The sequence below is a fragment of the Hymenobacter sp. YIM 151858-1 genome (genome assembly GCF_025979705.1).
Classification (GTDB): domain Bacteria; phylum Bacteroidota; class Bacteroidia; order Cytophagales; family Hymenobacteraceae; genus Solirubrum.
In genome coordinates this window covers 1,768,113-1,793,274 of record NZ_CP110136.1, presented here as the reverse complement: position 1 = coordinate 1,793,274, position 25,162 = coordinate 1,768,113, and the positions used below count along the sequence as shown (strand labels likewise).

Sequence of the window (25,162 nt, the reverse complement as noted above, 5' to 3'; positions counted from 1 at the left end):
GCCAACGGATTCCCGCGCTACATGACTTCCTCAAAATCTCGCCCCAGAGGCAATGCAAAGGCCGGCCCCTAGGTACCAGGGGCCGGCCACAATCAAACACCGGAATAAGGGGTAGGTTAAGGCTGATTACAGGGTGCGGATGTCGGCAACCATGGCCGTTACGTCGGCTTCGGTGGGCGTGAGGGTAACGGCCGTGGCGGAGCCCACCACCAGGCTTTGTTTGGCGTAGTACACGCGCTCGTTGTCAACGTGAATGACCAGCACGTTTACCTTGGCCCCAGTGGGCAGTTGGCTGGCCGTGAACTTGTTGCTGCCGTCGCCGCAAATCTGCAGCACTGCGTTCAGCTCATCAAACACCACAAACACGGCCGTTTTGGTTTTGCTGACGTTCGGGGCATTGACCGTGATGGGCAGCGGGGGCGAGGTGGGCAGACCCACGAACCGGTCGCAGTTAATCCAGCCCAGGCCCGCGTTCATCAGGCTGCCCTGCACCGAGCCCGAAAAGCCATTGCCGGTGGGGGCAAAGGCCGCCGTGGGCAGCGGTATCCAGCTAAAGCAACCGGCCGCGCCGCCGCCCACGCCATTGCCCACAAACAACTGCATGCCTTGCTGCGAGTTGAGCACGGGCGGCAGCACCGTCTGGAAGCGCACCCGCGTGGTGTCGTTGATGCGCAGCGGCACGCTGTCCTGCATGGCCTGAATCTGAAACTCGCCCGCCGACTCCAGCAGCTCGCCCTGCTGGGCCACCGTGGGCATGGCCGAAAGCACCATATCGGCTTTGCCCATAATCTCGCGGATGCGCACCCGAATGGGGCTGTTAGATAGTGGTTGGTTATCGGTGCGGATGAAATTGTTGTGCGCGAACGTGAAGCGGTTGCCTTTGGCCGTCACCACGCTCTGAAAGGTGCGCGCCGGCAGCGAGAAAAGCTGAGGGGCGGCGCCGTATCGGGTGGCAAAATCCGCAATGCTGGCGAACTTGGTAGGGGTTGTTACGGGCGGCGTCACACCGCCGTCGACTTCGCAGATAACAATGTCTTCTTTGGCGCAGCCGCACAGGCTAGCCGCCAGCGCGGAGAGGAGAAGGATACGCTTCATAAATCAGCCAGAATTAGTGTTTAGCAATAGCCGGGGCGGGGCGCTTCGGCTCTTTTAAGTTGAAAGACAAACCGGTTTGCAGGCCCACCGACACGGGGCGGCGCTGCAGCAGCCCCGACGAAGGGGCAGTGAGCGAGGTGAGGTGGTATTGCAGCGTGGGGCGGAGCAGAAGGCGCACGTCGGGCGTGAGGTTGTAGTCGACAAAAGCGCCGGCGGTGGCGGCTACCGTAAAGGAGCGGTAGCGGGCGTCGGTGGTGGGGTCGTTGTTTTGCGTGCAGTTGCAGGCGCTGCCCTCGGTGGTGCGGCCGCCGGTGTACACCCCGAGCGTGCCGCCCGCCAGCCAACCCAGGGCGTAGCGGTGGTTGCCGGCGAGTTTGTATTGCATCTGCACCGGCACCACCATAAAGCGGTACACATCGCGCTGATCTATTTTCAGCACGCTGCCGCTGCTCTTTTGCACCTGGTAGCGGTAGCGGGTGGCGTAGTCGGTGTAGCCCAAGCCCACCGAAACCTTCGCCTGGCGGTTGAGGGCGTAAGCCACGTTCAACTGGCCCGAGTAGCCCACGGCCGGGCGCTCGAGGCTGGTAAGCTGCCGTTGGGCCTTGGTGCCGTTGCCCGACAGGTGGCGGTAGGAGTAGGCGGCCCCGGCCAGCATTTCCACGCTCAGGCCTTTGATGATGCGGGCCCGGCGGCTTTGCGGTCTGCGGTTGCTGCGGCGGGTGCGTTGTACTTCCGGCTCCTCGGGCTCGGTTAGCGCCACTTCTGGGGCCGTAGGCTCGAGCGGCAAGCTAGCCCCTCTGATGCGGCCGTGAGTAGCCGTACGAGTCGAGGCGGAAAAACCCGAACCCCCTTCCGAAATGCCAACTGCGGATAAACCCGTTTTCGGGCGAGCGGCGCGGCGCAGGCTATTGCGCGTCAAGCCCGATTCGCGGGAGGCTGCAGCATTGGAGGCCGCGGCCAAAGTGTTGCTGCCTGTTCGGCGGGTAGCTGCCCGGCTGCCCAGGCTTGCCATGCCTTGCTCTTTCCCTAGGCGCCCTGTGCGGCTGCGGGCAGCCGTGCCAGTGCTGGCCGCAGCCAACGCACCCAGGTGCTTCGTCCCGGCCGAGCGCGAAGTGCGGCGGCGGGCTTTGGCATCAGTAACTGCGGCATATCCAGAAGAAGCTGCCGCGGGTGCCAGGCCGTTGCTGACCTCCGAAGCACCTAGGGCGCTACGCGTGCCGGCCGATGCCGAGGCGTTGCTTGCGTAAGCGCCAGCGGTGGCGTCGGCAGTTGCGCTTTCCCGGGTGCCTTGTGCGGCAATGGCTTGTGCATCAGCAGCCCCGGGGTTGGTGGGGCCAGCGGCACCCGGGTTGGTGGGCTGCCCGTTCGGCAATGCGCCAGCTGCTTGGCCTGCTTGCCCGCCGGTGCTGGCCGGGCGTACGGCCACGGGTTGCGCGGAGCGGCCTGCAGCCCCCCCGCCGAAGGGCATGTTGAAGCGGTGAAAACCACCTAGGAGCGCCACGCCCAGCAGCAGGAGGGCAGCTGCGGTGCTGAGGTAAAAAAACAGACGGCGGTCTTTCTTCTGCTGGGGCAGGCGGCTCTGGATTCCCGCCCAGGCATCAGCTGGTGGTTCGGCGCCAAAGTCGTGGAGCTTGTCGTGCAGCTCCCGAAAAAAATCTTGCTGATCGTGCTCAGTCATGGCAATTAGGCGATTTTGTTGGAGGCTACCAGCCGTTCTTCGAGCAAGTGGCGGGCGCGCGACAGCTGCGATTTGCTGGTGCCCTCGGAAATGCCCAGCAGCTCCGCGATTTCGGCGTGCGAGTAGCCTTCCACGGCGTACAGGTTCAGCACGGTGCGGTAGCCCAGCGGCAGCGTCTGCATCAGGCGTAGCACCTCGTTGGCCGAAAGCTGCTCGAGCGGGGTGCCGTCGGGGTGGGCCTGGTCGGCGGCTTCTTCGCAGTCCACGTGCGGGCCGCGCTGCTTGCGCTGGTGGTAGGCGTTGATGGCGGTGGTAACGGCAATGCGGCGCGCCCAGGCTTCAAAGGGGCCCTGCCCGGCGTACTGGTGCAGGTTGCTGAAGATTTTCACGAAGGCATTTTGCAGCGCGTCTTCGGCTTCGGCGCGGGTGGGGCTGTAGCGGAGGCACACGCCCATCAGCCGGTAGGCCAAGTGGTCGTACAACTGCCGTTGGGCCGCCGGCTGCCCGCGGCGGCAGCCGGCTAATATCTCTTCGATTGGCGGCATACGGTACTGATAGAGCGAGGTAGCATGCTGACTATTCCGGAATAAGACAACCTTCTGCACGCTTGACCGGGCACCTGTTTGCGCGGTTGCACGGACTCAGAAATAAATATCCAAAAGCGCTAATGAAGTGATAAAGCGCCGATTTACCACCATAAAGCGCCCATCCGCCGGCGCGGCCGGCGCAAGGCCCAACGGCATACCGCCCGCCCCGGCCCCGACGCCCCGCCGTACCTTCGCTGCCTATGAACCCGCGTCTGCTTCTGGTTATCGGCATCGTCTGCATTTCGCTTTCGCCCATCTTCGTGAAGGGCATGCCGGTGCCCGGGCTCACCTCCGCATTCTACCGCATTGCCGTGGCCTGGGCGGTGCTGGCGTTGTATGTGCTGCTGGCCAAAAAGCTGCAGTCCATCAGCCGCAAGGACTTGCTTATTTCCTTGCTCGGGGGCCTGGTATTCGCCTCCGATATTGCCGTCTGGAACATCTCCATCCGGCTGTCGTCGGCTACGGTGGCCACGCTGCTGGCCAACCTGGCGCCCGTGTGGGTGGGGCTGGGCAGCGTGGTGTTCCTGAAAGCGCGGCCCGGCGTTTCGTTCTGGAGCGGCACCCTGGTTGCCTTGTGCGGCATGGTGCTGCTGGCCGGGCTGCCCGCAATTCTGGCCCTGCAGTTCGACCTAGGCTTTCTGCTGGCCGTGCTTTCCAGCGTCTTCTACGGCATCTACATTCTGCTCACGAAAGACGTACTACGGCGCATCGACACGCTCACGTTCATGTTCTGGAACATGCTGGCGGCCAGTATCTTCTTGCTGCTGCTTTGCCTGGGGTACCAAGAGCCGCTGTGGCATTTCTCAACAGAAACGTGGTTGGGCTTGCTGGGGCTGGGGCTGGTGTGTCAGCTGGCAGGTTGGCTCACCATCAACAAAGCCATTCAGCACCTCGAGCCCACCAACGTGTCGCTGAGCCTCCTGAGCCAGGCGTTTGTAACCGGGCTGATGGCCTGGGTGTTTCTGCGCGAACAGGTTACGGGCACTACCGTTGTGGGCGGGTGCATCGTGCTGCTCGGTATTGCCATTACCTACATCAGGCCCGCGTCGCCTGGGCGGTGGCGCATCCCGAAGCAGGCCCCGAAGGCGCCGCATCCGTGAGCAGGCATGCGGCCACGCGTGTGGGTGGGCCGAAGCCCGCACACCTGCCAGCCAAAAGAATTGCCGCCGGGCAGGTTTGGTGCAAATGCCCGCCAGGGCTGCAACTATGCTGGGCCGGGTGCTACATTAGCCCCGCTTAACCTGCTTTCCCTCGCCCATGACGCTTCCCATCTACCAGGTCGACGCCTTTACCGATAAAGTATTTGCCGGCAACCCTGCCGCCGTGTGCCCGCTCACGGAGTGGATGCCCGCCGAAACCATGCAGGCCATTGCCGCCGAAAACAACCTCGCCGAAACCGCCTTTTTCGTGCCGCGCGCCGGCGCCGCGGCCGAGTACGAGCTGCGCTGGTTTACGCCCGCCGTGGAGGTAGCCCTGTGCGGCCATGCCACCCTTGCCACGGCCCACGTGCTGTTCCGGCACCTAGGCGCCGCCGCCGAGGAGCTTACCTTCTACTCGCAGAGCGGCCCGTTGCGCGTGCGCCAGCAGCCCAACGGCCAGCTCACCCTCGATTTTCCGGCCCAACCGCCGCAGCACCTGGAGCACCACCCCGATGGCTTGCTCGACGGCCTGCGCGCCACGCCCCTGAGCATTCATGCCGGTCCCGATTTGATTGCCGTTTTCGACACCGAAGCCGAGGTGCGCGCCCTGCGCCCCAGCATGACGCACCTGGCCAAAGTAGAGTACCGCGGCGTAATTGCCACCGCGCCCGGCTCCAACGGCGTCGATTTTGTGTCGCGGTGGTTTGGCCCCCGCGTGGGCGTACCCGAAGACCCCGTTACCGGCTCGGGCCACACCCAGCTGGTGCCGTACTGGGCCGGGCGCCTCGGCAAAACCACCTTCCACGCCCGGCAAGTATCGCCCCGCAGCGGCGACCTGTGGTGCGAGCTGCGCGGCGAGCGGGTGCTGATGAGCGGCTACGCCGTTACCTACCTGCGCGGCGAGATTGAGTTCAGCTAGCATGTCGTCGGTGGCAATTCGGCAACCGGTGTTTCGTTTGGTCAGCAGGAGAGGTGCCACTTCGCTCGGCACGCGCAATGACAACTGATGCAGATATATACCTGAAACAATATGTTTCGGCAACTTCTCGCATATTCGGCCCCGAAACCGCTGCTCAGCTTCGGCTGAGAGTTGCTGAAACGTATTCGTTCACCTACTTACTTGTTCATGAAACAGCTTACCCGCTTACTGATCGGTAGTGTTTGCCTGGCCGTAGCGGTGGGTTGCTCCAAAGAAAGCAGCACCAAGCCCGCCGGCCCCAAAGAGTATCAGGTGGAGTACCGCATTAGCTCGCCCAGCGCCGCCAAGGCCGATTTTGTACTGTACGGCAACGAATCGGGCGGCCGCACGCAGCTCACCAGCGTGGCGTTACCTGCCACTTACTCGTTTAAGCGAACCATGAAATACGGCGACGCCGTGAACGTGCTGGCCAGCCTGAACACCAACTCCGCTACGGCCGAAATCACGGCGGTTATTCTGCTCGACGGGCAGGAGAAGAAGCGCGAAACCGGCCGCGGCGTGAATGCGCAAGCCAATACGGTGTTCGTAATCGGGCAGTAAGCGAAATTGCATTACAACACAGCCCCGGTCTGCTTTCGGTGTATGCGGCACCTAGAGCAAGCCGGGGCTGTGTGTTGTTCGTTATTCAGCCGTATTATTCAAAAGGCATGATTACGTTTTGCATATTGCTGGTAATCACATTGCTGAGCGCCGGTGTTGCCGCTCTGGGTTTGCTTTTGCTTGTAACGCTCAGCACTGATGCGCACCAAATCTGGAGCCTGGATGAGTTCCTGATTTATTACCTGTACATCGTTTTTTACGGCGGCTGGGTCTATATGCTGGCCTACCCCGTGCTGAGGGGTTTCACCAAGTCAATAAAAGAACGAACGGCCGCAGAAACCGCTTTAGTGGGTGCCGGCATTGGGGCAGCAGGCAGTTTCCTCGTAGCCCTTCGGAACCTCCGACCTGCCGATAGTTGGATTGAGGTGGTTGGCTACAGCGCCGCTTTTGCGCTCAGCGGTGCCCTGTACGGGCTGCTCTGCCACGTTTGGCTGTTGGAAGAACAAAGCCAGGAGTAAGCCGCAGTCAGCTTCGAAAGACACCTCCTGTTGCCTGGCTAGGCCGGTGTTAGGGCTAAAACCTAGGCCTTGGCCACCGGCTTTGCGCGGGCGGCCACGGCTTTTTTGCCGGCCACGGGTGCAGCCATTTTATCGGGGTTTTCGGCCAGAAACTTGCCCCAGCTTTTGCCGCCGGCTTTCACGTTGTTGCCTTTTTGGTAGTGGTGGCACAGGGCCACGGCCAGGGCATCGGTGGCGTCGAGCAGCTTCGGAGCTTCTTCCATGGGCGGCAGCGTGAGGGTTTGGCGCAGCATGTGGGCCACTTGCTCTTTGCTGGCGGCGCCCGAACCCGTAACCGACTGCTTTACCTTGGTGGGGGCGTACTCCACAAACGGGATGTCGCGCGAGAGGCAGGCAGCAATGGCCACGCCCTGCGCCCGGCCCAGTTTCAGCATACTTTGCACGTTGGCCCCGTAAAAGGGAGCCTCGATGGCCAGCTCGTCGGGGAGGTACTCCTCGATCAGCTGAATCATCCGGTCGAAGATCTTCTTTAGTTTTACTGCGTGATTCGAGCCAAACGCCTTAAGGTTGATGACGTCGTAGCGGAGCACCTGCACCCGCTGGCCGGTGACCTCAATTACGGCGTAGCCCATAATCTGGGTGCCGGGGTCGATGCCCATAATGATCTTGGGCAGGTCGAGCGGAGCGGGGGAGGGGTAAGTAGCCATTCAGTACAAAGCTACACACATAAACCCAGTGCCGGTTCCCGCCGGCGCAACCTTAAGCCGTGGGTGGTGCTCGGCAAGCTGGCCGTAACGGGCCTTACGCTGTGGCTGCTGTGGCAATCGGTAGTGGCCGATGCCGCTACCGCGGCGGCGTGGCGCGGGCTGATTACCGACGCCAAGCGCGGCCCCGCCGTGCTGGCCTTGCTGCTGGTGCCCCTCAACTGGGCCTTGGAAGCCTGGAAGTGGTGGCGCCTGGCGCGGCACCTCGAGCCCGTATCGTTTGCGCGCAGCTTCCGGGCGGTGCTGGTGGGGCTTACCCTGGGTTTCGTAACCCCCAACCGCGTGGGCGATTACGCCGGCCGCCTGCTCGAGCTGAAAAACCGCCGGCCCGAAGCCCTGGGGGCCGTGTTCCTGGGGCGCTACTGCCAGCTGATTATTACGCTGTTGGCCGGTGCGGCGGGCGGGCTCTACTTTGTGGCGCGGGCCATCGGCCACACGTACCCCGCGGTAGTGGGCGGCCTGGTGCTCACGGCCGTGCTGGGCGCGGGCCTGCTGCTGTTGCCGCTCTACCGCAGCCGCTATTTGCTGGAGGCCGTGCTGCAATGGCGGCCCCTGGGTAGGTTTAGGCGCTACGTGGCCAATTTGCCGCACTACCCGGCCCGGGTGCTCCACGAGGTGCTGCTGGTTTCGGGGCTGCGCTACGCGGTGTTCACGGCGCAATTTGGCTTGCTGCTGTGGGCCTACGGCGCGCAGGCGCCCCTAGGTGCCGCGTTGGCCGCCATTGCCGGCACCTTCCTGCTGAAGTCGTTGGTGCCCTCGCTCAACGCGCTTACCGATGTGGGCGCCCGCGAGCTATCGGCCACGCATTTGTTTGGCCTGCTGGGTTTGCCGGTGCTGCCCGTGCTCAGCGCCAGCCTTAGCCTGTGGGTGCTCAACATTGCCTTGCCCAGCGCGGCGGGCCTGCTGTTTGTGCTACGGCTGAAGGTGCTTCGGCGCAACCGCAAGCACCGTAAGCAGCTGCGCGTGGTATGATGCTGCCTCACTGGCTGGCTGCCGTAGTGTGCGTGCCCACGGCTGTTTACGCGGCCGCCTTCTGGCAATACCGCCGCCATTGGTTGCAGCTGCCAGCGCTTGCCAAAGAGCCTGAACCACCTAGGGCGCAAGCCACAACGCAAGGGGAGAAGCCGACTGTCTCGGTGCTGATTGCCGCCCGCAACGAGGCTGCCAACCTGCCGCAGCTCCTCGCCGACCTAGGCCGGCAAACCTACCTGCACGAAGGCGGCCGCTTCGAGGTAATCGTGGTGGACGACCATTCGGCCGACGATACGGCCGCAGTAGTGCAGGCCGCGGCCGCGCGCAGCCAATATCCGCTGCGGTTGTTGCGCCTCGCCGAACAATCAGGCAACCTTACCGGCAAGAAAGCCGCCATCGAAACCGCTATTGCGCAGGCCCGCGCGCCGTGGGTGCTCTGCACCGATGCCGATTGCCGCGTACCCGCGGGGTGGCTGGCGGCTTATGCTCAGGCGTTCAGCAAGGAGCAGCTGCAATTTGTAAGCGGCCCGGTACTGCTTACCGGCAAAGGCCTGTTGGCTGCTTTACAAGGCCTCGAGCTGGCTGCTTTGGTAGGTACTGGCGCGGCCAGCATTGCTGCCGGCGCGCCCACCATGTGCAACGGCGCCAACCTGGCGTACCGCCGCTCGGCTTTCTACGCGGTGGGTGGTTTTGGCGGCAATGCCCACCTGCCCAGCGGCGACGACGAGTTTCTGCTGCACAAAATATCGGCTGCTTACCCACAGGGTATTCGGTTTCTGAAGCACCCCGATGCTACCGTGCGTACCGCCGCGCAGCCTGCCCTAGGTGCTTTGCTGCAGCAGCGGGTGCGGTGGGCCAGCAAATGGCGGCACTACCAAAGCGGGGCGTCGCGGTGGTTGGCCGTGTTGGTGCTGGCGGCCAACCTTAGCTTGTGGGCGTTGGTAGGGCTGCTGTGCTGGCAAGCGGCGGTGTGGCCTTGGGTGCTGGTTGGCTGGGGCCTGAAGCTGGGTGCCGACGTAGCTTTTCTGCGACCGGTGCTGCGGTTTTTCGGACGCCAAAACTGGCTTAAGCTGGTGCCACTGTTGCAGGTGATGTACCCGCCTTACGCACTAGCGGTAGGCCTCCTGGGTCTGCGCGGCGGCTACCGCTGGAAAGGGCGCCAGGTGGCCGTAAAATCCGCCGAAATACCTAGGTCGGCAACGGTCGAAGCAACCAATGAGTAATTTGCCCGGAGCAACTTCGTGGCCTTCGCCAGGCCAGGGGGCTCATGGCTAGCCGCCGCACTTTTTGCCGGTTTGCAGGTAGGTACTGCCGGTGCTTCCATTCGCCTCCGTGACTTTTCCTTCGCATTCAGGTTAGCTGATGATACCTTTGTTAACCATCAGCTGAGCCCTCCGTGACCGACGCCGAATTCGACATCCTCGACGAACTCTACTTCGTCACTTCTTTTAGCGATTTGCAGCAGCGCACCAGCCTATCGGCCAACGAGTTGGAGCAGCACTTGCGCGAAATGCTCGAGCAGGGCCTGGTGCGGTGCTTCTGGCCCGACCCGGATACCGAGCTGGCCTACGAGCCTACCTTGTTTGGCGCCGTTCGGCAGGATTGCTTTTTCCTGGCCAGCAAAGAGGGCCTGCTTCAACACAACACCCGCTAATGGCGGCTCCCGTAGCAACTCACCCGGCCGCGCCGGTGCGCACCCCCGGCTACTACGTTCGGCAGCGGCTGCTCGGCAACACGCCCGCCATGGCGGGGCTGTTGTTTATCGGCCTGTGCACGCTGGTGGCGCTGCTGGGCTACCTCGTGCTGCCCGATGCCACGCCCAACGCCAACAACGGCCTGGTGCAGCTGCAAAAACAGCCGCCGGGTTTCCGGGCTACCATTCTGCGCCTTCCCCTTACCGATTCGGTTGCTGAAAACCCCTCGCTGCTGCAGCGCTGGCTGGGCGGCACGCCCGCCCGCTACGAGGAGGTGCCCATTGGCGGCTGGCGCGTGGCCGGCGATACGCTTATTGCCCAGCCATACCAGGCCAAAGGCGCCTTGGCCGAAGCCCCGCGGCGCTACGTGCTTAGCCAGGTAACCGGCCGCTCCGGGCCCGCCGCCGAGCTGCGCCAGCAGATCGAGCAACAGCACATTATCGAGCGTACCTACTGGCTCGGCACCGACAAAGCCGGCCGCGACGAGCTGAGCCGGTTGCTGCTGGGTACGCGCATCTCCCTGGGTATCGGCCTGGTGGCGGTGCTCATTTCGTTGCTGATCGGGGTGGCCGTGGGCGCCGTTGCCGGTTATACCGGCGGCTGGCTCGATTCGCTCCTGCTTGGGGTAATGACGGTGGTGTGGAGCATTCCGGGCATCATGCTGGTTATTGCTATTTCGCTGGCGTTCGGCTCCAAAGGCGTCTGGACATCCTTTGTGGCTGTGGGACTTACGATGTGGGTAGATGTGGCCCGCGTGGTGCGCGGTCAACTGCTGAGCCTGCGCGAAAAAACCTTCGTGGAGGCTGGCCGCGTATTAGGATTGCCAACCGGCCGGCTGTTGGTGCGCCATCTGCTGCCCAATTTGCTTGGGCCGCTGATCGTAATTGCCACTTCCAACTTTGCCGCGGCCATTTTGCTGGAGGCGGGCCTGAGCTTTCTGGGCTTGGGCGTGCAGCCGCCGGCACCCTCGTGGGGCCTTATGGTAAACGAAGGCTTTCAGCTGCTGGGCACCCGCGCCGGCTTGTGGCTTACGCTGCTGCCGGGCCTTGCCATTAGCCTGCTGGTGCTTAGCTTTAACTTACTTGGCAACGGACTCCGAGACGCCTACGATCCAAAAACGCCCATTCAGTGAGATGAGCAAATGGGTAAATGGGCGGATGAGTAGATTAAGCAATGCTCATTCCACTCATATCTGCTCAACTACTCATCCGCTCCTGCACTCATCCCCGACTATGCCCGATACTTTGCGTCCGCTCACCAAAGAAGAGCACTTGTTGCTCAAGCTCAAGGAGCGGGAGCTGGCTGCGCTGCTGGAAATAACCCAGGCCATCAACGGCGAGCCAAGCGACGAGAACCTCTACAAGATTTTTCAGTTTACGCTGCTCGGCCAGTTGGGCGTGCGGCAGTTGGCGGTGTATGTGGTGGAGGATGCGCAATGGCGCTGCGCCGTGGCGTTTGGCCCGGGCATGCCCGATTTCCGCGGCATTACGCTGCCCGATCAGCTGCAGCGCTTTCCGCCCGAGCACCCCGTTGATGTAATCGACCTGGAGCTGGGCCGCCCCTGGGATTTTTTCGCTACCGTGATGCCCGTGCGGCAAAGCGAGCAGCTGCTGGGCCTTGTGTTTATCGGGCCGTTGCACCAGAACTACACCAGCTCGCTGGAGGCCCGCCGCGAAGCCGTCACGTTTATCGACTCGTTAAGCCAGATTCTGTTCGGGGCGGTGTCGTCGCGGCGGCTGATGCGCCAACAGGTGCAGGCCGCGGCCGTGCGCAAGGAAATTGAAATTGCGCAGGAGGTGCAGGCCATGCTCTTCCCGAGCAAGCTGCCCAACGATGAGCACGTGGCCGTGCACGCCACGTACGTGCCCCACACGGCCGTCGGCGGCGACTTCTACGACGTGGTGCCCATCGACAAAAACCGCTTCCTGTTTTGCGCGGCCGATGTGTCGGGCAAAGGCGTGGGCGCGTCGTTGCTGATGTCGAACTTCCAGGCCGGCCTGCGCACGCTGCTGCGTCAGCAAGCCGATCTGGCCACGGTGGTAGGAGAGCTGAACAACCTGATCTTCCGCAACTCGGGCGGCGACCGGTTTATCACGGCTTTTTTTGGCGAGTACAACCGCACCACCCGCGAGCTGCGCTACGTAAACGCCGGCCACAACGACCCCATGCTGCTGCCCGACCTAGGGCACGGCCCCGTGCAGTTGCTGAAGGACGGCACCATTATGCTGGGCGTGATGGACGAGCTGCCGATGCTGAAAGTTGGTAGCGTGCAGGTGGCCGCCCAAAGTATGCTGCTCTGCTACACCGATGGCCTGACCGAAGTATTTGATGCTCACCACGAAGAGTTTGGTGAAACCGGGGTGCTCGAAACGCTCGAAACCAACCGCTACCTGCCGCTGCCCAAGCTGCACGACGAGCTGTTGCGCCGCATCGAGGCCTTCAACGTCAACGGCAACCACTTCGCCGACGACATCACCATCCTGAGCTGCCGCTTCCGCTAAGCGCCCCGTACGTAGCGCGGACTTGCAGTTCGCGTTTCGCTCGGTAGCAACCGCAATCAACCGGGCCCTAGGTCGAAAAGCAGGCCTGGCCACCTAGGGCCACGAGCCCAAGGCTCGTTGCAGGTTGTTGCCCGTCAGCCGTTACCCTCCCCGGAACGCAAACCGCCCGCTGGCACCTAGGCCAGCGGGCGGTTTGCGTTCCGGGGAGGGTAATAGGCACCTAGGGCTGCGGCTCGGTTTGTGCGGGTGCGTTGCGCAGCCATTCCTGGCACTTCATCAGCACGGCCAGCCCGATGAAGAAGAACGAGCCGATTTTGTCTACCTCAATCAACTCGTTGAGTGTGAGGTGAAATATGATGACGACCAGCGAGAGCGAAGCCGCCAGCACCACCTGCCGTACCTCGGGGCGGCTGGCTGCCCGGTGGTACAGATGCTCGGCCAGCAGCAGCGTGGCCGAGAGCAGCGTTACGAACAGCAGGCAGCCGGGCACGCCCTGCTCGGCCAGCTGCAGCAGAAAGTAGTTGTGCGTGGTGGAGCGCTCCGGGTTGTCCGATACAAACGTGCGGAAGCTCTTGAGGGTGTAGCGCTTGTACTCGGGGTAAAACGTGGCCGGGCCGCTGCCGGTCAGGGGCTTTTCGCTCACCATGCGGGCCGCGGCCACCCAGCGGTACACGCGCTCCATGCCCGAGAGGTCCTGCAGGTTGTACGTAGCGGCAATGTGCTTCCCGAAGTCGTCGCCGTTGAAGATGGTTTTCTCGTAGTCGGGCGCGTACAGCATGAAGTTGTTTTGCTGCACGAAGTACAGCACCCCCGCCGACACGCTCAGCAGCGCAGCAACAAGCGCCACGCGGGTGTAGCGCCACCGCAGCACCAGGTAATACAGTGCTGCAATGGGTATCGACATGATGGAAGCCCGCGTGTAGGACGTAAGCAACCCGAACACCATAACGCCCACCGCCACGCGCCACAGCCACCGCCATACGCCCTGCGTACCGCGCGCCGCGTACCACGCGTAGGGCAGCATCATGGCCAGCACCGTAGCGTAGATTACGTGGTTGATGTAGAAGGGCTGCAGGGCCCAGTTGATGTCGGCGAAGCTGAAGCCCTTGGTGGCGTGCCGAGGCGCGGCGTACAGCACCGTAAGGCAGGCCGAGGCCGTGTGGCAGGCCGCAATACGCCACACATCGGTGGGCGTGCGCACCAGCATCAGCGTAATCAGCAGAAACGGCCCGATGTACCACGTTTTGGCCAGCAGGTACTTAACCGACTTGGTGGTATCAACCGAAAACAGCATCGACACCGCCGACCACAGCAGCATCAGCAGCAGAATCACCACGATGGGGTGGGCAAGCTGCCGCGCCGTGAGGGTGCTGCGCCCGGTAAGCACCGCCACGCCGAGGCAGCCGAGCAGCACCAGCATCATGGGTTCGGAGGGTACGTCGAGGCTAAGGCCGCCGGGCAGCGGAATCTCACGCGAGAAAGCCAGCGTGCACAGCAGCGTGTAGTAAATCCAGCGCCAGTCGACGAGCAGCACCCCCACGCCGATGGCCAGCAGCGCCGGCGCCAGGCCCAGCGGCGACTCGAAGCCCAGGCCAATGGCCCCGCCCAGCACGAGCAGCAGCACAAAGGCCACAAAAACGCGTTCGGCGGTATCGCGCGGGCGCAACCGCGCCAGCAGTTGCATCATAGGGTGTTGGAGAGAACGGGGTCCTCGGTGTAGGTGCGGCGGTTGGCACCTAGGTTACGGCGGTACAGCTCAATCAGGGTAACCGCAATTACCGACAGCACGAACGTAATCAGCACCGACGAGGCCACAATCAGCCAGCGCACCGGCTGCGACTTGCGCGCCGCCGGTATGGCCTTCTGCACCACGTACAGCGACGAGACGCGCCCTTTCAGGGCCAGCTCGGCGTTTTCGTAGGCGGCCTGGGCTTGTACCAGGCGCTGCTGCAAGTCCTCGAAACGGGCCTCCAGGGTGCTGATCGAGTCGGCCCCTTGCACGTAGTTCTCCAGGTTAATCAGGCTGCCGCCGTCGGCCTCGGTAAGGGCCCGCAGCGAGCGGCGCAAGGCCGCGGCGCGGCCGGCGTCGCCGGCGCTTTCGGCGCGGTACATATCGGCCTGCGTCGAGATGATTTCCTGGGCCAGAAAGCGCGATTCGCGGTCCATGCCGAAAATACCGAAGCGTTTGCGGGCCGTAATCAGGGCGCTTTTGGTGCGCGTGTACTCCTTGTTGAGGTAGGTGTAGCGCGTGCGGTACAGATCGAGCACGCGGCGGCGGTTTTCGAGCGTAAGCTGCTGGTTGATCGAGTCGATCATGCCCATCAGGTCGTTGGCAATACGGGCGGCCAGCTTCTTGTCTTCGTCGAGGAAGGTCAGCTCAATGGCGTCGCGCTCGTTGTGCACGATGTCGAGGTTTTCGCTGAACTCCTCCAAGGCATCCTGGTCGTCGAGCTCGTTGCCCGGCGCGCCCACGTCGTAGCGCTTGTGCAGGTCGTATTTCAGAATGATCTGCTCGGCTACGGGCTGCGAGTTGCCGATGGTAATCAGGCGGTCGAGGTCTTCGGGCCGGTTGCTGATTTCGCGCTTGTTGCCTTGCTCCGTAATAAAACGGTCGAGGTCGGAGGTTTCGGTGTTGGTGGGATAAACGGCGTTGGTGGGGTAAAATATAGCCGTCGACTTATAAATATTGGGCAGCAACAGCGCTACCACCAGGCTTACCAGGGCCGCAAAGCCCACGGCCGCTAGTACCAGGCGCTTCCAACGATGAATGATTGGCCAGAGGCCGAGTAACGAATAAGTGCGTGCGGACATGCGGATTATTGAGAGGAAGTAAGCGGCAGCACAAGGGCAAAACCCCTTTTCTAACAAGCAAAGCTACCACAAAAACCGGGTACGAGCGTCTTTTTGGTAGCTTTGCGGCCCACCTAAGCCTACCACACGCATCAAACGCTTTTTCGGAAATATCGGGCTGGCCGTGCTCCTGAACCTGCTGGTGAAGCCGGGTTGGGTGGTGCTCGAGAACGTGGTGCAAGACCGCATCGGGCACGCCGCGTTCGGCACGTTTGCGGCGCTGCTCAACTTTGCTCTGGTGCTGGCCTCGGTATCCGACCTAGGGCTGACGCAGCACACCACCAAGCGCGTAGCCGCCGAGCCGGGTTTTTTGCCCGAGTACTTCCCTACGGTGCTGCCCTTACGCGGGGGGCTGGGGGTGTTGTTTCTGGGGCTGATGGTAGGGGGCGGCTGGCTGATTGGGTACCGCGGGCACACGCTGCTGCTGCTGGCCGTAATTGGCCTGGGGCTGCTGCTCACGCAGTACGCGCAGTTTTTGCGCGGGGCGGTGCAGGCGCATCAGCACTTCAATACCGATGCCTGGCTTTCGGTGCTCGAAAAGCTGCTGCTGTTTGGGCTGGTGCTGGCGCTGCTGCCCATCGGCATCAACCTCGAAAACTACGTAGGCGCCCGCACGGTGGCGGCCGTTTTCACGTTTGTGCTGCTTTATGTGCTGGTAACCAGGTTGTTCGGCAAGCTGGCCTGGCGCCCCAACCGGGTGCACGCCGGCGAAATGCTGCGCGGCAGCATTCCGTTTGCGCTCATCACGTTGCTCTACGGCATGAACGAGCGCATCGACATGCTGATGGTGGAGCGGTTGTCGTCGGCTCGGGAGGCGGGGTATTACGCCGGCGCCTACCGCTGGGTTGATGCCGTAATGATGTACCTCTGGACGGTGCTGCCGCTGTTCTTCGCCAAGTTTGCGCACTCGCTGGGCAACCGCGATGAGCAGAAGGAATTGCTGTGGTTTGGGCAGCGGGTGGCTGCCGTGCCGCTGCTGTTCGTGTGCGCGTTCGTGCTGTTTCGGGGCGAATTGCTCTTCTTCCAGTTCCAGAACAGCAGCTTCGAGGAGCTGCAGCGCATGACGTGGTGCGCCAAGCTGCTCTTCCTGAACGTGCTGGTGCACGCGTTTTTCGCCATCTACAGCACCTTGCTTACCAGCACCAACTTCGAGCGGCCGGTAAGCTGGCTCGTGGCCGGCAGCATAGCCCTCAACATCGGGCTCAACTTCGTGCTGCTGCCTAGGTACGGGGCGGTGGCGGGGGCGCTCAACACGCTCATCTGCGCGGTGGTAATATCGGTGGGGTACCTTTGGCTGGTGCAGTACCGCGCCAACATTGCGGTGCCCTGGGGTTTGCTGGGCCGTTTGCTCGCGGTATTTGTGGGCTTGTGCGCCGGCTGGTATGCGCTGCAAACCTGGGCGGCGCTGCCGTGGCTGGCCGAAAGCGTGGTGGCCGGGCTGGTGTTTGTGGGCTTGCTGTTTGCCGCCGGCGTGGTGCGGGTTCAGGAGCTCAAATCACTGCTCCCGCGCAAGCCTGCGGCGCCCTAGGTGCTGGTGCAGCCGGCCGGCACCTAGGGCGCCGGCCGCACCCAATTTCCAAACGTTCCACTAACCTCCCTTCGCGCGTGCACATAGCCGTAAACACCCGCTTTCTGCTGCCGGGCAACTCGCTCGAAGGCATCGGCCGGTTTACTTATGAAACGCTGCGGCACATGGTGGCCCAGCACCCCGAGCACACGTTTCACTTTCTGTTCGATCGGGCTTTCGACCCGCGCTATGTGTTTGGGCCGAACGTGGTGCCGCACGTGCTGTACCCGCCGGCGCGCCACCCGTTTTTGTTTGTGGCCTGGTTCGAAGGGGCCGTGGCCATGTGGCTGCGCCGGCACAAGCCCGCCGTGTTCTTGAGCCCCGACGGCTTTACCACGCTCAACACCTCGGTGCCGCGCCTCACGGTGGTGCACGATCTGGCCTTCGAGCACTACCCGCAGGATGTGGGTTGGCTGGTGCGCAAGTACTACCGCTACTTTACGCCCCGCTACGTGCAGGCTTCGCGGCGCATCGTGGCCGTTTCGGAGGCTACCCGGCAGGATTTGGTGCGCACTTACGGTACCGATGCCGCCAAAGTAGCCGTGGTGTACAACGCCGCCGATGCGCACTTTCGGCCGCTGCCCGCGCCGGAGCAGCAGGCCGTGCGGCAGCAGTTCAGCGGCGGGCGGCCCTACATTCTGTTCGTGGGGGCGCTGCAGCCGCGCAAAAACCTCGTGAACCTGCTGCGGGCTTTCGACCAGTTCAAGCAGCAAACTGGCTCCGAAACGCAGCTGCTGGTGGTAGGCCGCAAGGCCTGGAAAGCCGGCCCCATCCTCGACGCTTACCAGCAGATGCAGCATCAACAGGCGGTGCACCTCACCGGCCGCGTCACCGACGAGGAGCTGGTGCAGCTGTACGCCGCGGCCCGCGCCTGCGCCTACGTGCCTTACTTCGAGGGCTTCGGTATTCCGATTGTGGAAGCGCAACAAAGCGGTTGCCCGGTGCTCACCTCCAATTGCAGCTCCATGCCCGAGGTAGCCGGCCCCGGCGGTGCCTTACTGGCCGATCCGTTTTCGGTGGCGCAGCTAACCCAGGCGCTGGTGCGGCTCGATTCGGATGCCGGGTTGCGGCAGCAGTTGGCAGAACAGGGCCTGAAAAACGCCGCACGCTTTTCGTGGGCCGAAAGCGCCCGCCGGCTTTGGCAGGCGCTGGAGGCCACGGTAGGGGTAGGATAGCGCGCCCAAATGCTGGTCGGTAAACGTGTTTACGAAATCAGTAAACCCGTTTACAAAGCTGTCAATAAGCTGTTTGCCAGGTTTTTGCGACGCTGGCGGCGTGTGCCCGTACCCCAAGCTCAACCGGCGCGAACAAGGTACCCAAAACCTGGGTTGCTCCCTAGGTGCCGTGCCTGTTTAGGCCGCCAGCCACCTAGGGGCAGGCACAACCGCCAGGCTACCCGCCGGCCCGCTTACTTTTGCATCTTCCACCAGTTTGCTTGCCCATGCGTTTGCACCGTTTGCCCGAAGTCATGCAGCGTTGGCTGCCCGGTGCCGTTTGGCAAGGACCCGCCCCCGCCGAGCCCACCGTGTACCTGACGTTCGACGACGGCCCCATCCCCGACGAAACGCCCTGGGTGCTGGAGCAGCTGGCGGCTTTCGAGGCGAAAGCCGTGTTTTTTTGCGTGGGCGACAACGTGGAGCGCCATCCCGAAATAGCCCGGCAAGTGGTAGCTGCGGGGCATCGGCTGGGCAACCACACCTACCACCACATCAGCGGCTGGTCGAGCGCGCGGGCGACGTACTTCAACGAGGTGGCGCGGTGCCAGCAGGCCATTGATGCGGTGCAGCCAGGCGGCCCAAAGCTGTTTCGGCCGCCGTACGGGCGCATTACGCCGGCCCTGAGCCGCGTGCTGCAGCCCACGTACGACATCGTGATGTGGGACGTGCTTACCTGCGACTACGACCGCAGCTACGAGCCCGAGCGCTGCCTGCGCGATTCGCTGCGCCTCACGCGCTCCGGCTCGGTGGTGGTATTCCACGACAGCCTCAAGGCCAGCCGCAACCTGCGCTACGTGCTGCCGCGCTACCTGGCCGAGCTGGCCGAACAAGGCTACCGGTTCGGGTTGCTCTAGCGGCCCTAGGTGCGGCGCGAGTGGTTTGCCGCAGGCAGCCACATGCAAGCTGCCGACCTAGGCTCCGGCGTTCATCGATGCCAGCACCTGCGCCAGCACGGCGGCCACGCCAAACTCGTCGTTGCTGCGGGCCTGGTAGCGGGCGGCTTGCTTTACCCGGGGGTGGGCGTTGGCCATGGCGTAGCTGAACTGCGCCTGCTGCATCATGTCCAGGTCGTTGAGGTAGTCGCCGAACACCATGGTTTGCGCCGGCGCAATGCCGTATTGCTGCTGCAGCGCGGCCAGGGCGCGGCCTTTGCTGGCCAGGCCGTGCGCAATATCAAGCCAATACTGGCCCGAAACCATTACCTGCAGCTCGCCCTGCAAGTGCGCGAAGTGCGGCAGCAGGTGGGTTTCGGCGCCGCGCGCGTCCCACAGGGCAATTTTCAGAAACTCGTCGCCGGCAACCTCCCGCAAATCGGGCACCAGCTCCACGGCATCGTAAAACTTCTGAATCAAAGCCCGGAACTCGGGCGCGGCCTCCTCGATGTAGGCCGTGCGTTTGCCGCACAGCACCACCCGCACGCCGGCCAGCTGGCGGGCCCGCTCCAGCAAACCGGTAACCACCCCGGGGGCCAGCGCCTGCACCAGCAGCTGCTCATCTTGCCAGACTACGTAGCTGCCGTTTTCGGCGATGAACACCACCCGGTCGGCAATGCTGGCGAAGCGGTTGCGCAGGTTGTGGTACTGCCGGCCGCTCGCCACCGAAAACACCACCTGCCGGGCTTTCAGCTGTTCGAACAGCGCGTAAAAATCGGGGCTAAGCTCATGGCGGGAGTTGAGCAGCGTCCCGTCGACGTCGGTGGCAATCAGTTTGATGTCGGCAAAAGGCATGTACGCGGGGGGATTTCCGGGCAAAGGAACAGCATTTCGGCTGCCCGGCCGGGGTAGCCGGTGGTTTTGCTCGGGCCCGAAGGCAGCTTGGTTGGGCACATGGGCGGCCCGAACGGCGCACAAGCTGCCGGGTGGGCGGGGCATCGGCCTATCTTTGCCTGCTCGGTCAGGCGGCTACTCCCTGGGCCGATGCCTGTTTGTGTATGATGCTGGCTGATCAGCTGTTGCTTGGCTATTTCATTCTGTGGTTTGGAATTCTGCTCACCTCGTGGTGGCTGTTTGCGCGGCGGCGCCCACCCAGGCCGCAGCCGTTGCCCGAGCCGGTGCCGCGCGTAAGCATCCTGATTGCCGCGCGCAACGAGGAGCAAGCCATTGGCCGGTGCCTGCGCAGCATCCGGCAACTGCGTTATCCGCACGAACAATTGGAAGTATTGCTCGGCGACGACGGCAGTCTTGATGCCACGGCCGCCGTGGCCGCGGCCACCATGCAGGGCTTTGCGGGCACGTTTCGGGTAATCCGCATCGAGGAGCACCTGGGCACGGCGCGCGGCAAGGCCAACGTGCTGGCGCACCTGGCCCGCCTCGCCACCACCGATTTTTTCCTTATTACCGACGCCGACATTGCCGTGCCGCCCACCTGGGTGCAGGGCTTGCTGGCGTACTGGCGGCCCGGCATGGCCACCATCACCGGCCTCACGGTGGTGCGCGGCCCTAGGTTGTTCGATCGGCTGCAGGGCCTCGATTGGCTGATGTCGTTGGCTTTGGTGCAAATGGTATCCGACCGCGGCCAGCCCGTTACGGCCATGGGCAACAACATGCTCATCACGCGCGAGGCCTACCTGGCCACCGGCGGCTACGAAAACCTGCCCTTTTCGGTAACCGAGGATTACGAGCTGTTTCAGGCCATTTTGCGCCGCGGCTACGGTTGGCTGAACGTGTACGACCCCGTGGTGCTGGCCGAGTCGCTGCCCATTGCCACGTGGGCCAAGCTGATGCACCAGCGCCGCCGCTGGCTGCGCGGCGTAGAGCAGCTGCCCGCCGGTATTCGGGTGGGGCTGCTGCTGTACGCGGGCTTTTACCCGGCTTGGCTGCTGGCGGTGTGGGGGTGGGGCCTGCCGGTGGCCCTAGGTATACTCGGGGCTAAAATGCTGGCACAAGCCCTGTTGGCTAGCAGTGCTTTCCGGAAAGCCGGCCTGAAAGCGCCCTTGCAGCTGTTGCCGTTGTTTGAGGCGTACACGGTGGGCATAACGGTGGGCATGACGTGGTTCCGCCTCAGCCGCAAGCCCTTCGACTGGAAGGGGCGGATGTATAGGGAGTAGGGTTGAGGTGACATGTTTTGGGTGAAACCCCTAGGTGAAAACCACCTGTCATGTCGAGCGGCCGCGAGACATCTGGGTTGATTCTTGCGTAGCGGTGCCCTGACCCAGATGTCTCGCGGCCGCTCGACATGACAAGTTGCCGCCCTCCTTCAGCACAAGCCTGCGTAGCTTTGCCGCGCGGCTTACGTTCAGTGAAGCCGTGCCTTCCGCTTAACCCGCCCCGTACCCGTGATTCTGACCGATTCCCACGCCCATATCTACGCCGAGCAGTTTAAAGAAGACCGCGACGAGGCCCTCGACCGCGCCTACGCCGCCGGGGTCAGCACCATTCTCATGCCCAACATCGACCACACCAGCATCGATGCCATGCTCGAGACCGAGGCGCGCCACCCGCAGCACTGCTTTGCCATGATGGGCTTGCACCCGTGCCACGTGCACAAAGGCTTTGAGCGCGAGCTGTACCAAGTGGAGGATTGGCTTGGCAAGCGCCCGTTTGCGGCGGTAGGGGAGTGCGGCGTCGATTTGTACTGGGACAAAACCACCCTGGGTTGGCAGCAGGAGGCCCTGCGCGTGCAGCTCGATCTGGCCAAAAAGCACAAACTGCCCATCGTGCTGCACACCCGCGACGCCTTCGCCGAAACCGCCGAGCTGGTAGAGCAAGCCCAGGACGGCACGCTGCGGGGCGTATTCCACTGCTTTTCGGGGACGCGCGAAGAGGCCGAACGTGCCATCAGGCTGGGCTTTAAGCTGGGCATTGGCGGCGTGGCTACCTTCAAAAACGGCGGCCTAGATCAGGTACTGCCCCACCTGGGGCTGGAGCACCTGCTGCTCGAAACCGATTGCCCATACCTCGCGCCCGTACCGCACCGCGGCAAGCGCAACGAGCCCAGCTACTTGCCCCTGGTGGCCAAGCGAGTAGCCGAGCTGATGAAAAAGGACGTGGAGGAAGTGGCCGAGGCTACGACCCGCACCGCCCGCGAACTGTTCAGCCTGTAGCCCGCCGTAGCGCTGAGTACCGCGCCGATTGGGCCCGCAACCGCGCAGTTCCGCCTGGTCGTCTTCGCCGACCGCGCCGCGCTACTTCCTTTCCACCTCATCCATTTGCCTCTTGAAGCCAGAAATAATCGTTGAGCATGCCGCCGAGGGCGCGGGCAATTCAGGCCCCGTGGCCTCGGTGCTGGTGATTTACACCGGCGGCACGGTGGGCATGTCGGTAAACCGCCGCGGCGAGCTGGTGCCCATGAAGTTCGGGCAGATCCAGAAGAAAATGCCCGAGCTGCGCCAGCTGGGCATGCGCGTATCGGTGCTGAGCTTGCCCGAGCCCATCGACTCGAGCAACGTAACGCCCGCCGAGTGGCTGCAGCTGGCCGCCCTTCTGGCGGAGCACTACCCGCACTACGATGGCTTTGTGGTGCTGCACGGCACCGATACCATGGCCTACTCGGCTGCCGCCCTCAGCTACCTGCTCGAGAACCTAGGCAAGCCCGTGGTGTTCACGGGCGCGCAGGTGCCGGTGGGGCGCATCCGTACCGATGCCCGCCGCAACCTCGTTACGGCCCTCGAAATTGCCGCTGCCCGCCACCCGCGCGCTGGCACTGTGCGCGTGCCCGAGGTGTGCGTGTTTTTCAACGATGTGCTGATTCGGGGCACCCGCGCCAAAAAGGTCGAAAGCCAGCACTACTCCGCCTTCAAAAGCGAAAATCTGCCGCCGCTGGCCCGGGCCGGCATCGAGCTGGAATTCAACGACAACCTGGTGCGCCTGCTGCCCGCGGGCCCCCTGCGCGTGCACCAGCACCTCGACGACCGCGTGGCCGTGCTCAAGCTGTTTCCGGGCATCACCGAGCGCATGGTGCGGGCTACCCTAGGTGCCGACGACCTCCGCGGCTGCGTGCTCGAAACCTACGGCTCGGGCAACGCGCCCACCGCGCCGTGGTTTTTGCAATGCTTGCGCGATGCCCACGCCCGCGGCGTGCACGTGCTCAACGTAAGCCAGTGCGAAGAAGGCCGCGTAATCCAGGGCCGCTACGAAACCAGCGCCCACCTCACCGACCTGGGCGTAATCGGTGGCGAAGACATTACTACTGAGGCCGCTATCACCAAACTCATGTTCGTGCTGGGCCTGGGTCTGGATGTGGCCGCCACCCGGCGTTTGCTGATGCAAGACCTGCGCGGCGAAATCTCCCCGAGCCAACCTATGCAGGCCGGGTTGCGTTTCTGAGAAAAGCGGCGTTACTTTGCGCAGCTTTCCGCATCCAGAGAGGTGTCCGAGTGGTCGAAGGAGCACGCCTGGAAAGTGTGTATGGCCCAAAAGGTCATCGTGGGTTCGAATCCCATCCTCTCTGCAGAAAACCCCGTTCCCGACCTAGGGACGGGGTTTTTTGTAAATACTAGATACTTATTATTTCTTCTAGGTTGTTCAGTATTAACCTTACACCCATCATCTTTGCGTCAATTTGGGCTGGTGAATTTATAGTATTTTTAATTAGTGGTAAATAATTTCTTGTAAAAATTTAGCATTAAAATTTTGATTATTAGCAATCAAATGGTTGTATGTTGATTAGAGAATCATATATCTTTGGTATGGGCTAATTGATTATTTGTATTGATTAGTGTTGAAAATATAAATTTCATTTCTGAATCCAAATTTCTCACGTGATAAACCAACAAATTCCTCTTTTGCAAATCAACCAAACCAACAGCAGTAATCATAATGCAAATTTCGATTACTCATTAGAAGCCTTGAGGGGTTTAGCTGCATTCCTAGTAGTGCTAGAGCATGCATATAAGCCAGAAACCTCCTTGGACCCTAACTACAATCTTGAGGGCGTTTGGCAAATTCCGATGCCGGGACACCTTAGTGTGATAGTGTTTTTTATGCTGTCGGGTTATGTGATTGGGCTAGCAAATCGAAAAGCTATTACAACTAACGAGGAGCGTAAATTATACCTTAAGAAGCGTCTTGTTCGGCTCTATCCATTGTATGCTCTTGCAATAATAGCCACGGTTTTAGTCGCGTCATTGCACAATGCATATATTCAATTAAGTTCAGTAGGTGGTTGGGTGTTTTTCTTGCAGGGCTTAGCAGTAGAAGTACCTGCGTTCAACCAGCCTTTATGGTCGCTGAGTTACGAAATAATTTACTATTTACTATTCTTATTAGTTTCCTATAAACAATGGCGGGCTGAGTGGGTAGCACTATTTTTCTTAGGCACTGGTTTAACTATTCATGCTTTGCAACTCAAACCCATGGTGCTTGCTTCATATTCCTATGGAGCTGTTTTTTGGTTTTTAGGATTGTTAATGACCCGGTTCAAAAAAAGCGAAACACCTCAAAAGTATGGAGTGATGCTAGCTTTCTTGCTGCTTATGCTTTGTTTCCATAGGCTCAACTTTGGGGGTATTGTTCTTGCTTCACTTCGTTTAGATGTAAATGAGGTTCAAGCTCCGTATTTTTTTGATCGTGCCATTGTGTTTTCTGATATATCCCTGCTTTGTTACTGTGTTCCTTTACTACTCTGTTTCACCAATCGATTTGTCTTTGGCAAACGTTTTATTGAGTTGATTGCTTTTTCTATTCCTGGATTGTATCTTATGGCATATATCGTTTCTGGTAAGATAAAGCAGCCTGATCTTTATAATACTGTATTCTTTCCTTCTATTTTTTATTTATTATCAATATTGGCATATGTCTTCAGTTCTAATCTGGAGTCTGCTGGAAGATTGATTTTAGATAAGTTGAAGCCTCTAGGTCTAATTTCATATGGAGTTTATATTATTCATGTTCCAATTCTGTCTATTTTTAGTTTAGTGCCGGTGTTTACAGGTACAGTTCTGTCGTTCGCTATAAGATTAATAATTTATTTGTTTATTGTTCTTTTGGTAGGATGGGTTTTAGAACGCAAGGTGCAGCCTTGGTTTAAAGAAAAGCTCATGTAGGTGGCTGCAATACTTACTCGTTAGGCGGTTGTGTACTTGGTAAACCTGGACTTCTGTATTACAAGCTTAACTTGACTTG

At 61.5% G+C, this 25,162-nt stretch carries 23 protein-coding genes and 1 tRNA gene; 17 read left to right on the top strand and 7 right to left on the bottom strand.

From position 1 onward, the window contains the following. Positions 1-126: 126 nt before the first annotated feature. The 3 genes from OIS50_RS07985 to OIS50_RS07975 are packed head-to-tail and all read right to left on the bottom strand — an operon-like array spanning position 127 to position 3,318. Positions 127-1,095, bottom strand: coding sequence for a hypothetical protein (locus OIS50_RS07985; protein ID WP_264693784.1), 969 nt, complete (start codon positions 1,093-1,095; stop codon positions 127-129). A 13-nt stretch (positions 1,096-1,108) separates the two neighbouring features. Further along, positions 1,109-2,773 carry a PorT family protein gene (locus OIS50_RS07980; protein WP_264693783.1) on the bottom strand — a complete coding sequence of 555 codons (1,665 nt, stop codon included), beginning with the start codon at positions 2,771-2,773 and terminating at the stop codon, positions 1,109-1,111. A 5-nt stretch (positions 2,774-2,778) separates the two neighbouring features. After that, a complete protein-coding gene (locus tag OIS50_RS07975; RefSeq protein ID WP_264693782.1) occupies positions 2,779-3,318 on the bottom strand; it encodes an RNA polymerase sigma factor in 540 nt (179 codons plus the stop codon). Between the two features lie 242 nt (positions 3,319-3,560). Between OIS50_RS07975 and OIS50_RS07970 the strand changes: the two genes are divergently transcribed. The 4 genes from OIS50_RS07970 to OIS50_RS07955 all read left to right on the top strand — a co-directional run bounded on the left by OIS50_RS07970 (position 3,561) and on the right by OIS50_RS07955 (position 6,536). Next, complete coding sequence (locus tag OIS50_RS07970; protein WP_264693781.1) at positions 3,561-4,460, top strand: DMT family transporter; 900 nt, start codon at positions 3,561-3,563, stop codon at positions 4,458-4,460. Between the two features lie 157 nt (positions 4,461-4,617). After that, positions 4,618-5,418, top strand: coding sequence for a PhzF family phenazine biosynthesis protein (locus tag OIS50_RS07965; protein WP_264693780.1), 801 nt, complete (start codon positions 4,618-4,620; stop codon positions 5,416-5,418). A gap of 207 nt (positions 5,419-5,625) precedes the next feature. Further along, positions 5,626-6,018, top strand: coding sequence for a hypothetical protein (locus tag OIS50_RS07960; RefSeq protein WP_264693779.1), 393 nt, complete (start codon positions 5,626-5,628; stop codon positions 6,016-6,018). A 38-nt stretch (positions 6,019-6,056) separates the two neighbouring features. Beyond that, positions 6,057-6,536, top strand: coding sequence for a hypothetical protein (locus OIS50_RS07955; RefSeq protein ID WP_264693778.1), 480 nt, complete (start codon positions 6,057-6,059; stop codon positions 6,534-6,536). A gap of 62 nt (positions 6,537-6,598) precedes the next feature. On the opposite strand, the gene ruvC is transcribed toward OIS50_RS07955, so the two are convergent. Continuing rightward, positions 6,599-7,243: a crossover junction endodeoxyribonuclease RuvC gene (ruvC, locus tag OIS50_RS07950; protein WP_264693777.1), complete on the bottom strand. Its 645-nt coding sequence runs from the start codon at positions 7,241-7,243 to the stop codon at positions 6,599-6,601. A gap of 63 nt (positions 7,244-7,306) precedes the next feature. Between ruvC and OIS50_RS07945 the strand changes: the two genes are divergently transcribed. From OIS50_RS07945 to OIS50_RS07925, 5 genes are all read left to right on the top strand, one after another. Further along, complete coding sequence (locus tag OIS50_RS07945) at positions 7,307-8,272, top strand: flippase-like domain-containing protein (protein ID WP_264693776.1); 966 nt, start codon at positions 7,307-7,309, stop codon at positions 8,270-8,272. Beyond that, positions 8,269-9,495 carry a glycosyltransferase gene (locus OIS50_RS07940; RefSeq protein WP_264693775.1) on the top strand — a complete coding sequence of 409 codons (1,227 nt, stop codon included), beginning with the start codon at positions 8,269-8,271 and terminating at the stop codon, positions 9,493-9,495. Before OIS50_RS07945 ends, OIS50_RS07940 begins: the two co-directional genes overlap by 4 nt. A 173-nt stretch (positions 9,496-9,668) precedes the next feature. Next, positions 9,669-9,926: a helix-turn-helix domain-containing protein gene (locus OIS50_RS07935; RefSeq protein ID WP_264693774.1), complete on the top strand. Its 258-nt coding sequence runs from the start codon at positions 9,669-9,671 to the stop codon at positions 9,924-9,926. Beyond that, on the top strand, positions 9,926-11,098 hold the full coding sequence (locus OIS50_RS07930) for an ABC transporter permease (protein ID WP_264693773.1): 1,173 nt from the start codon (positions 9,926-9,928) through the stop codon (positions 11,096-11,098). Before OIS50_RS07935 ends, OIS50_RS07930 begins: the two co-directional genes overlap by 1 nt. A 100-nt stretch (positions 11,099-11,198) precedes the next feature. Then, on the top strand, positions 11,199-12,467 hold the full coding sequence (locus tag OIS50_RS07925; protein ID WP_264693772.1) for a PP2C family protein-serine/threonine phosphatase: 1,269 nt from the start codon (positions 11,199-11,201) through the stop codon (positions 12,465-12,467). A 220-nt stretch (positions 12,468-12,687) separates the two neighbouring features. Here OIS50_RS07925 and OIS50_RS07920 read toward each other — a convergent pair whose 3' ends face one another. Together OIS50_RS07920 and OIS50_RS07915 are read right to left on the bottom strand one after the other, a co-directional pair. Next, entirely contained in the window at positions 12,688-14,154 is a 1,467-nt protein-coding gene (locus OIS50_RS07920; RefSeq protein WP_264693771.1) for an O-antigen ligase family protein, read from the bottom strand. Beyond that, positions 14,151-15,278 (bottom strand): GumC domain-containing protein, encoded by a 1,128-nt coding sequence (locus OIS50_RS07915; RefSeq protein WP_264693770.1) that lies wholly within the window; start codon positions 15,276-15,278, stop codon positions 14,151-14,153. Before OIS50_RS07915 ends, OIS50_RS07920 begins: the two co-directional genes overlap by 4 nt. A 163-nt stretch (positions 15,279-15,441) precedes the next feature. Here OIS50_RS07915 and OIS50_RS07910 point away from each other — a divergent pair, with 163 nt between their 5' ends. From OIS50_RS07910 to OIS50_RS07900, 3 genes are all read left to right on the top strand, one after another. Beyond that, positions 15,442-16,845: an oligosaccharide flippase family protein gene (locus tag OIS50_RS07910; protein WP_264693769.1), complete on the top strand. Its 1,404-nt coding sequence runs from the start codon at positions 15,442-15,444 to the stop codon at positions 16,843-16,845. A 77-nt stretch (positions 16,846-16,922) separates the two neighbouring features. Next, complete coding sequence (locus tag OIS50_RS07905) at positions 16,923-18,059, top strand: glycosyltransferase family 4 protein (protein ID WP_264693768.1); 1,137 nt, start codon at positions 16,923-16,925, stop codon at positions 18,057-18,059. A 266-nt stretch (positions 18,060-18,325) separates the two neighbouring features. Further along, positions 18,326-18,955, top strand: a complete 630-nt coding sequence (locus OIS50_RS07900; RefSeq protein WP_264693767.1) for a polysaccharide deacetylase family protein — start codon at positions 18,326-18,328, stop codon at positions 18,953-18,955. 57 nt (positions 18,956-19,012) lie between these two features. On the opposite strand, the gene OIS50_RS07895 is transcribed toward OIS50_RS07900, so the two are convergent. Beyond that, positions 19,013-19,828, bottom strand: a complete 816-nt coding sequence (locus tag OIS50_RS07895) for an HAD family hydrolase (RefSeq protein WP_264693766.1) — start codon at positions 19,826-19,828, stop codon at positions 19,013-19,015. 203 nt (positions 19,829-20,031) lie between these two features. Between OIS50_RS07895 and OIS50_RS07890 the strand changes: the two genes are divergently transcribed. From OIS50_RS07890 to OIS50_RS07870, 5 genes are all read left to right on the top strand, one after another. Beyond that, complete coding sequence (locus OIS50_RS07890; RefSeq protein ID WP_264693765.1) at positions 20,032-21,147, top strand: glycosyltransferase; 1,116 nt, start codon at positions 20,032-20,034, stop codon at positions 21,145-21,147. Positions 21,148-21,375: 228 nt separating this feature from the next. Further along, positions 21,376-22,143, top strand: a complete 768-nt coding sequence (locus tag OIS50_RS07885) for a TatD family hydrolase (protein ID WP_264693764.1) — start codon at positions 21,376-21,378, stop codon at positions 22,141-22,143. A gap of 112 nt (positions 22,144-22,255) precedes the next feature. Then, entirely contained in the window at positions 22,256-23,365 is a 1,110-nt protein-coding gene (locus OIS50_RS07880) for an asparaginase (RefSeq protein ID WP_264693763.1), read from the top strand. A 36-nt stretch (positions 23,366-23,401) separates the two neighbouring features. Next, a tRNA-Ser gene (locus tag OIS50_RS07875) sits at positions 23,402-23,489 on the top strand. Between the two features lie 310 nt (positions 23,490-23,799). Continuing rightward, the gene (locus OIS50_RS07870; RefSeq protein ID WP_264693762.1) at positions 23,800-25,083 is read left to right on the top strand and encodes an acyltransferase family protein; all 1,284 of its coding nucleotides are present in this window, start codon (positions 23,800-23,802) and stop codon (positions 25,081-25,083) included. Positions 25,084-25,162: the final 79 nt, after the last annotated feature.

What these genes read in the sequence shown, in the direction of transcription:
- OIS50_RS07895 (WP_264693766.1), bottom strand. Translation starts at nt 19,828, where the DNA reads ATGCCTTTTGCCGACATCAAACTGATTGCCACCGACGTCGACGGGACG.
- OIS50_RS07930 (WP_264693773.1), top strand. Translation starts at nt 9,926, where the DNA reads ATGGCGGCTCCCGTAGCAACTCACCCGGCCGCGCCGGTGCGCACCCCC.
- OIS50_RS07920 (WP_264693771.1), bottom strand. Translation starts at nt 14,154, where the DNA reads ATGATGCAACTGCTGGCGCGGTTGCGCCCGCGCGATACCGCCGAACGC.
- OIS50_RS07940 (WP_264693775.1), top strand. Translation starts at nt 8,269, where the DNA reads ATGATGCTGCCTCACTGGCTGGCTGCCGTAGTGTGCGTGCCCACGGCT.
- OIS50_RS07980 (WP_264693783.1), bottom strand. Translation starts at nt 2,773, where the DNA reads ATGACTGAGCACGATCAGCAAGATTTTTTTCGGGAGCTGCACGACAAG.
- OIS50_RS07975 (WP_264693782.1), bottom strand. Translation starts at nt 3,318, where the DNA reads ATGCCGCCAATCGAAGAGATATTAGCCGGCTGCCGCCGCGGGCAGCCG.
- OIS50_RS07900 (WP_264693767.1), top strand. Translation starts at nt 18,326, where the DNA reads ATGCGTTTGCACCGTTTGCCCGAAGTCATGCAGCGTTGGCTGCCCGGT.
- OIS50_RS07985 (WP_264693784.1), bottom strand. Translation starts at nt 1,095, where the DNA reads ATGAAGCGTATCCTTCTCCTCTCCGCGCTGGCGGCTAGCCTGTGCGGC.
- OIS50_RS07960 (WP_264693779.1), top strand. Translation starts at nt 5,626, where the DNA reads ATGAAACAGCTTACCCGCTTACTGATCGGTAGTGTTTGCCTGGCCGTA.
- OIS50_RS07970 (WP_264693781.1), top strand. Translation starts at nt 3,561, where the DNA reads ATGAACCCGCGTCTGCTTCTGGTTATCGGCATCGTCTGCATTTCGCTT.
- ruvC (WP_264693777.1), bottom strand. Translation starts at nt 7,243, where the DNA reads ATGGCTACTTACCCCTCCCCCGCTCCGCTCGACCTGCCCAAGATCATT.
- OIS50_RS07890 (WP_264693765.1), top strand. Translation starts at nt 20,032, where the DNA reads ATGATGCTGGCTGATCAGCTGTTGCTTGGCTATTTCATTCTGTGGTTT.
- OIS50_RS07915 (WP_264693770.1), bottom strand. Translation starts at nt 15,278, where the DNA reads ATGTCCGCACGCACTTATTCGTTACTCGGCCTCTGGCCAATCATTCAT.
- OIS50_RS07965 (WP_264693780.1), top strand. Translation starts at nt 4,618, where the DNA reads ATGACGCTTCCCATCTACCAGGTCGACGCCTTTACCGATAAAGTATTT.
- OIS50_RS07925 (WP_264693772.1), top strand. Translation starts at nt 11,199, where the DNA reads ATGCCCGATACTTTGCGTCCGCTCACCAAAGAAGAGCACTTGTTGCTC.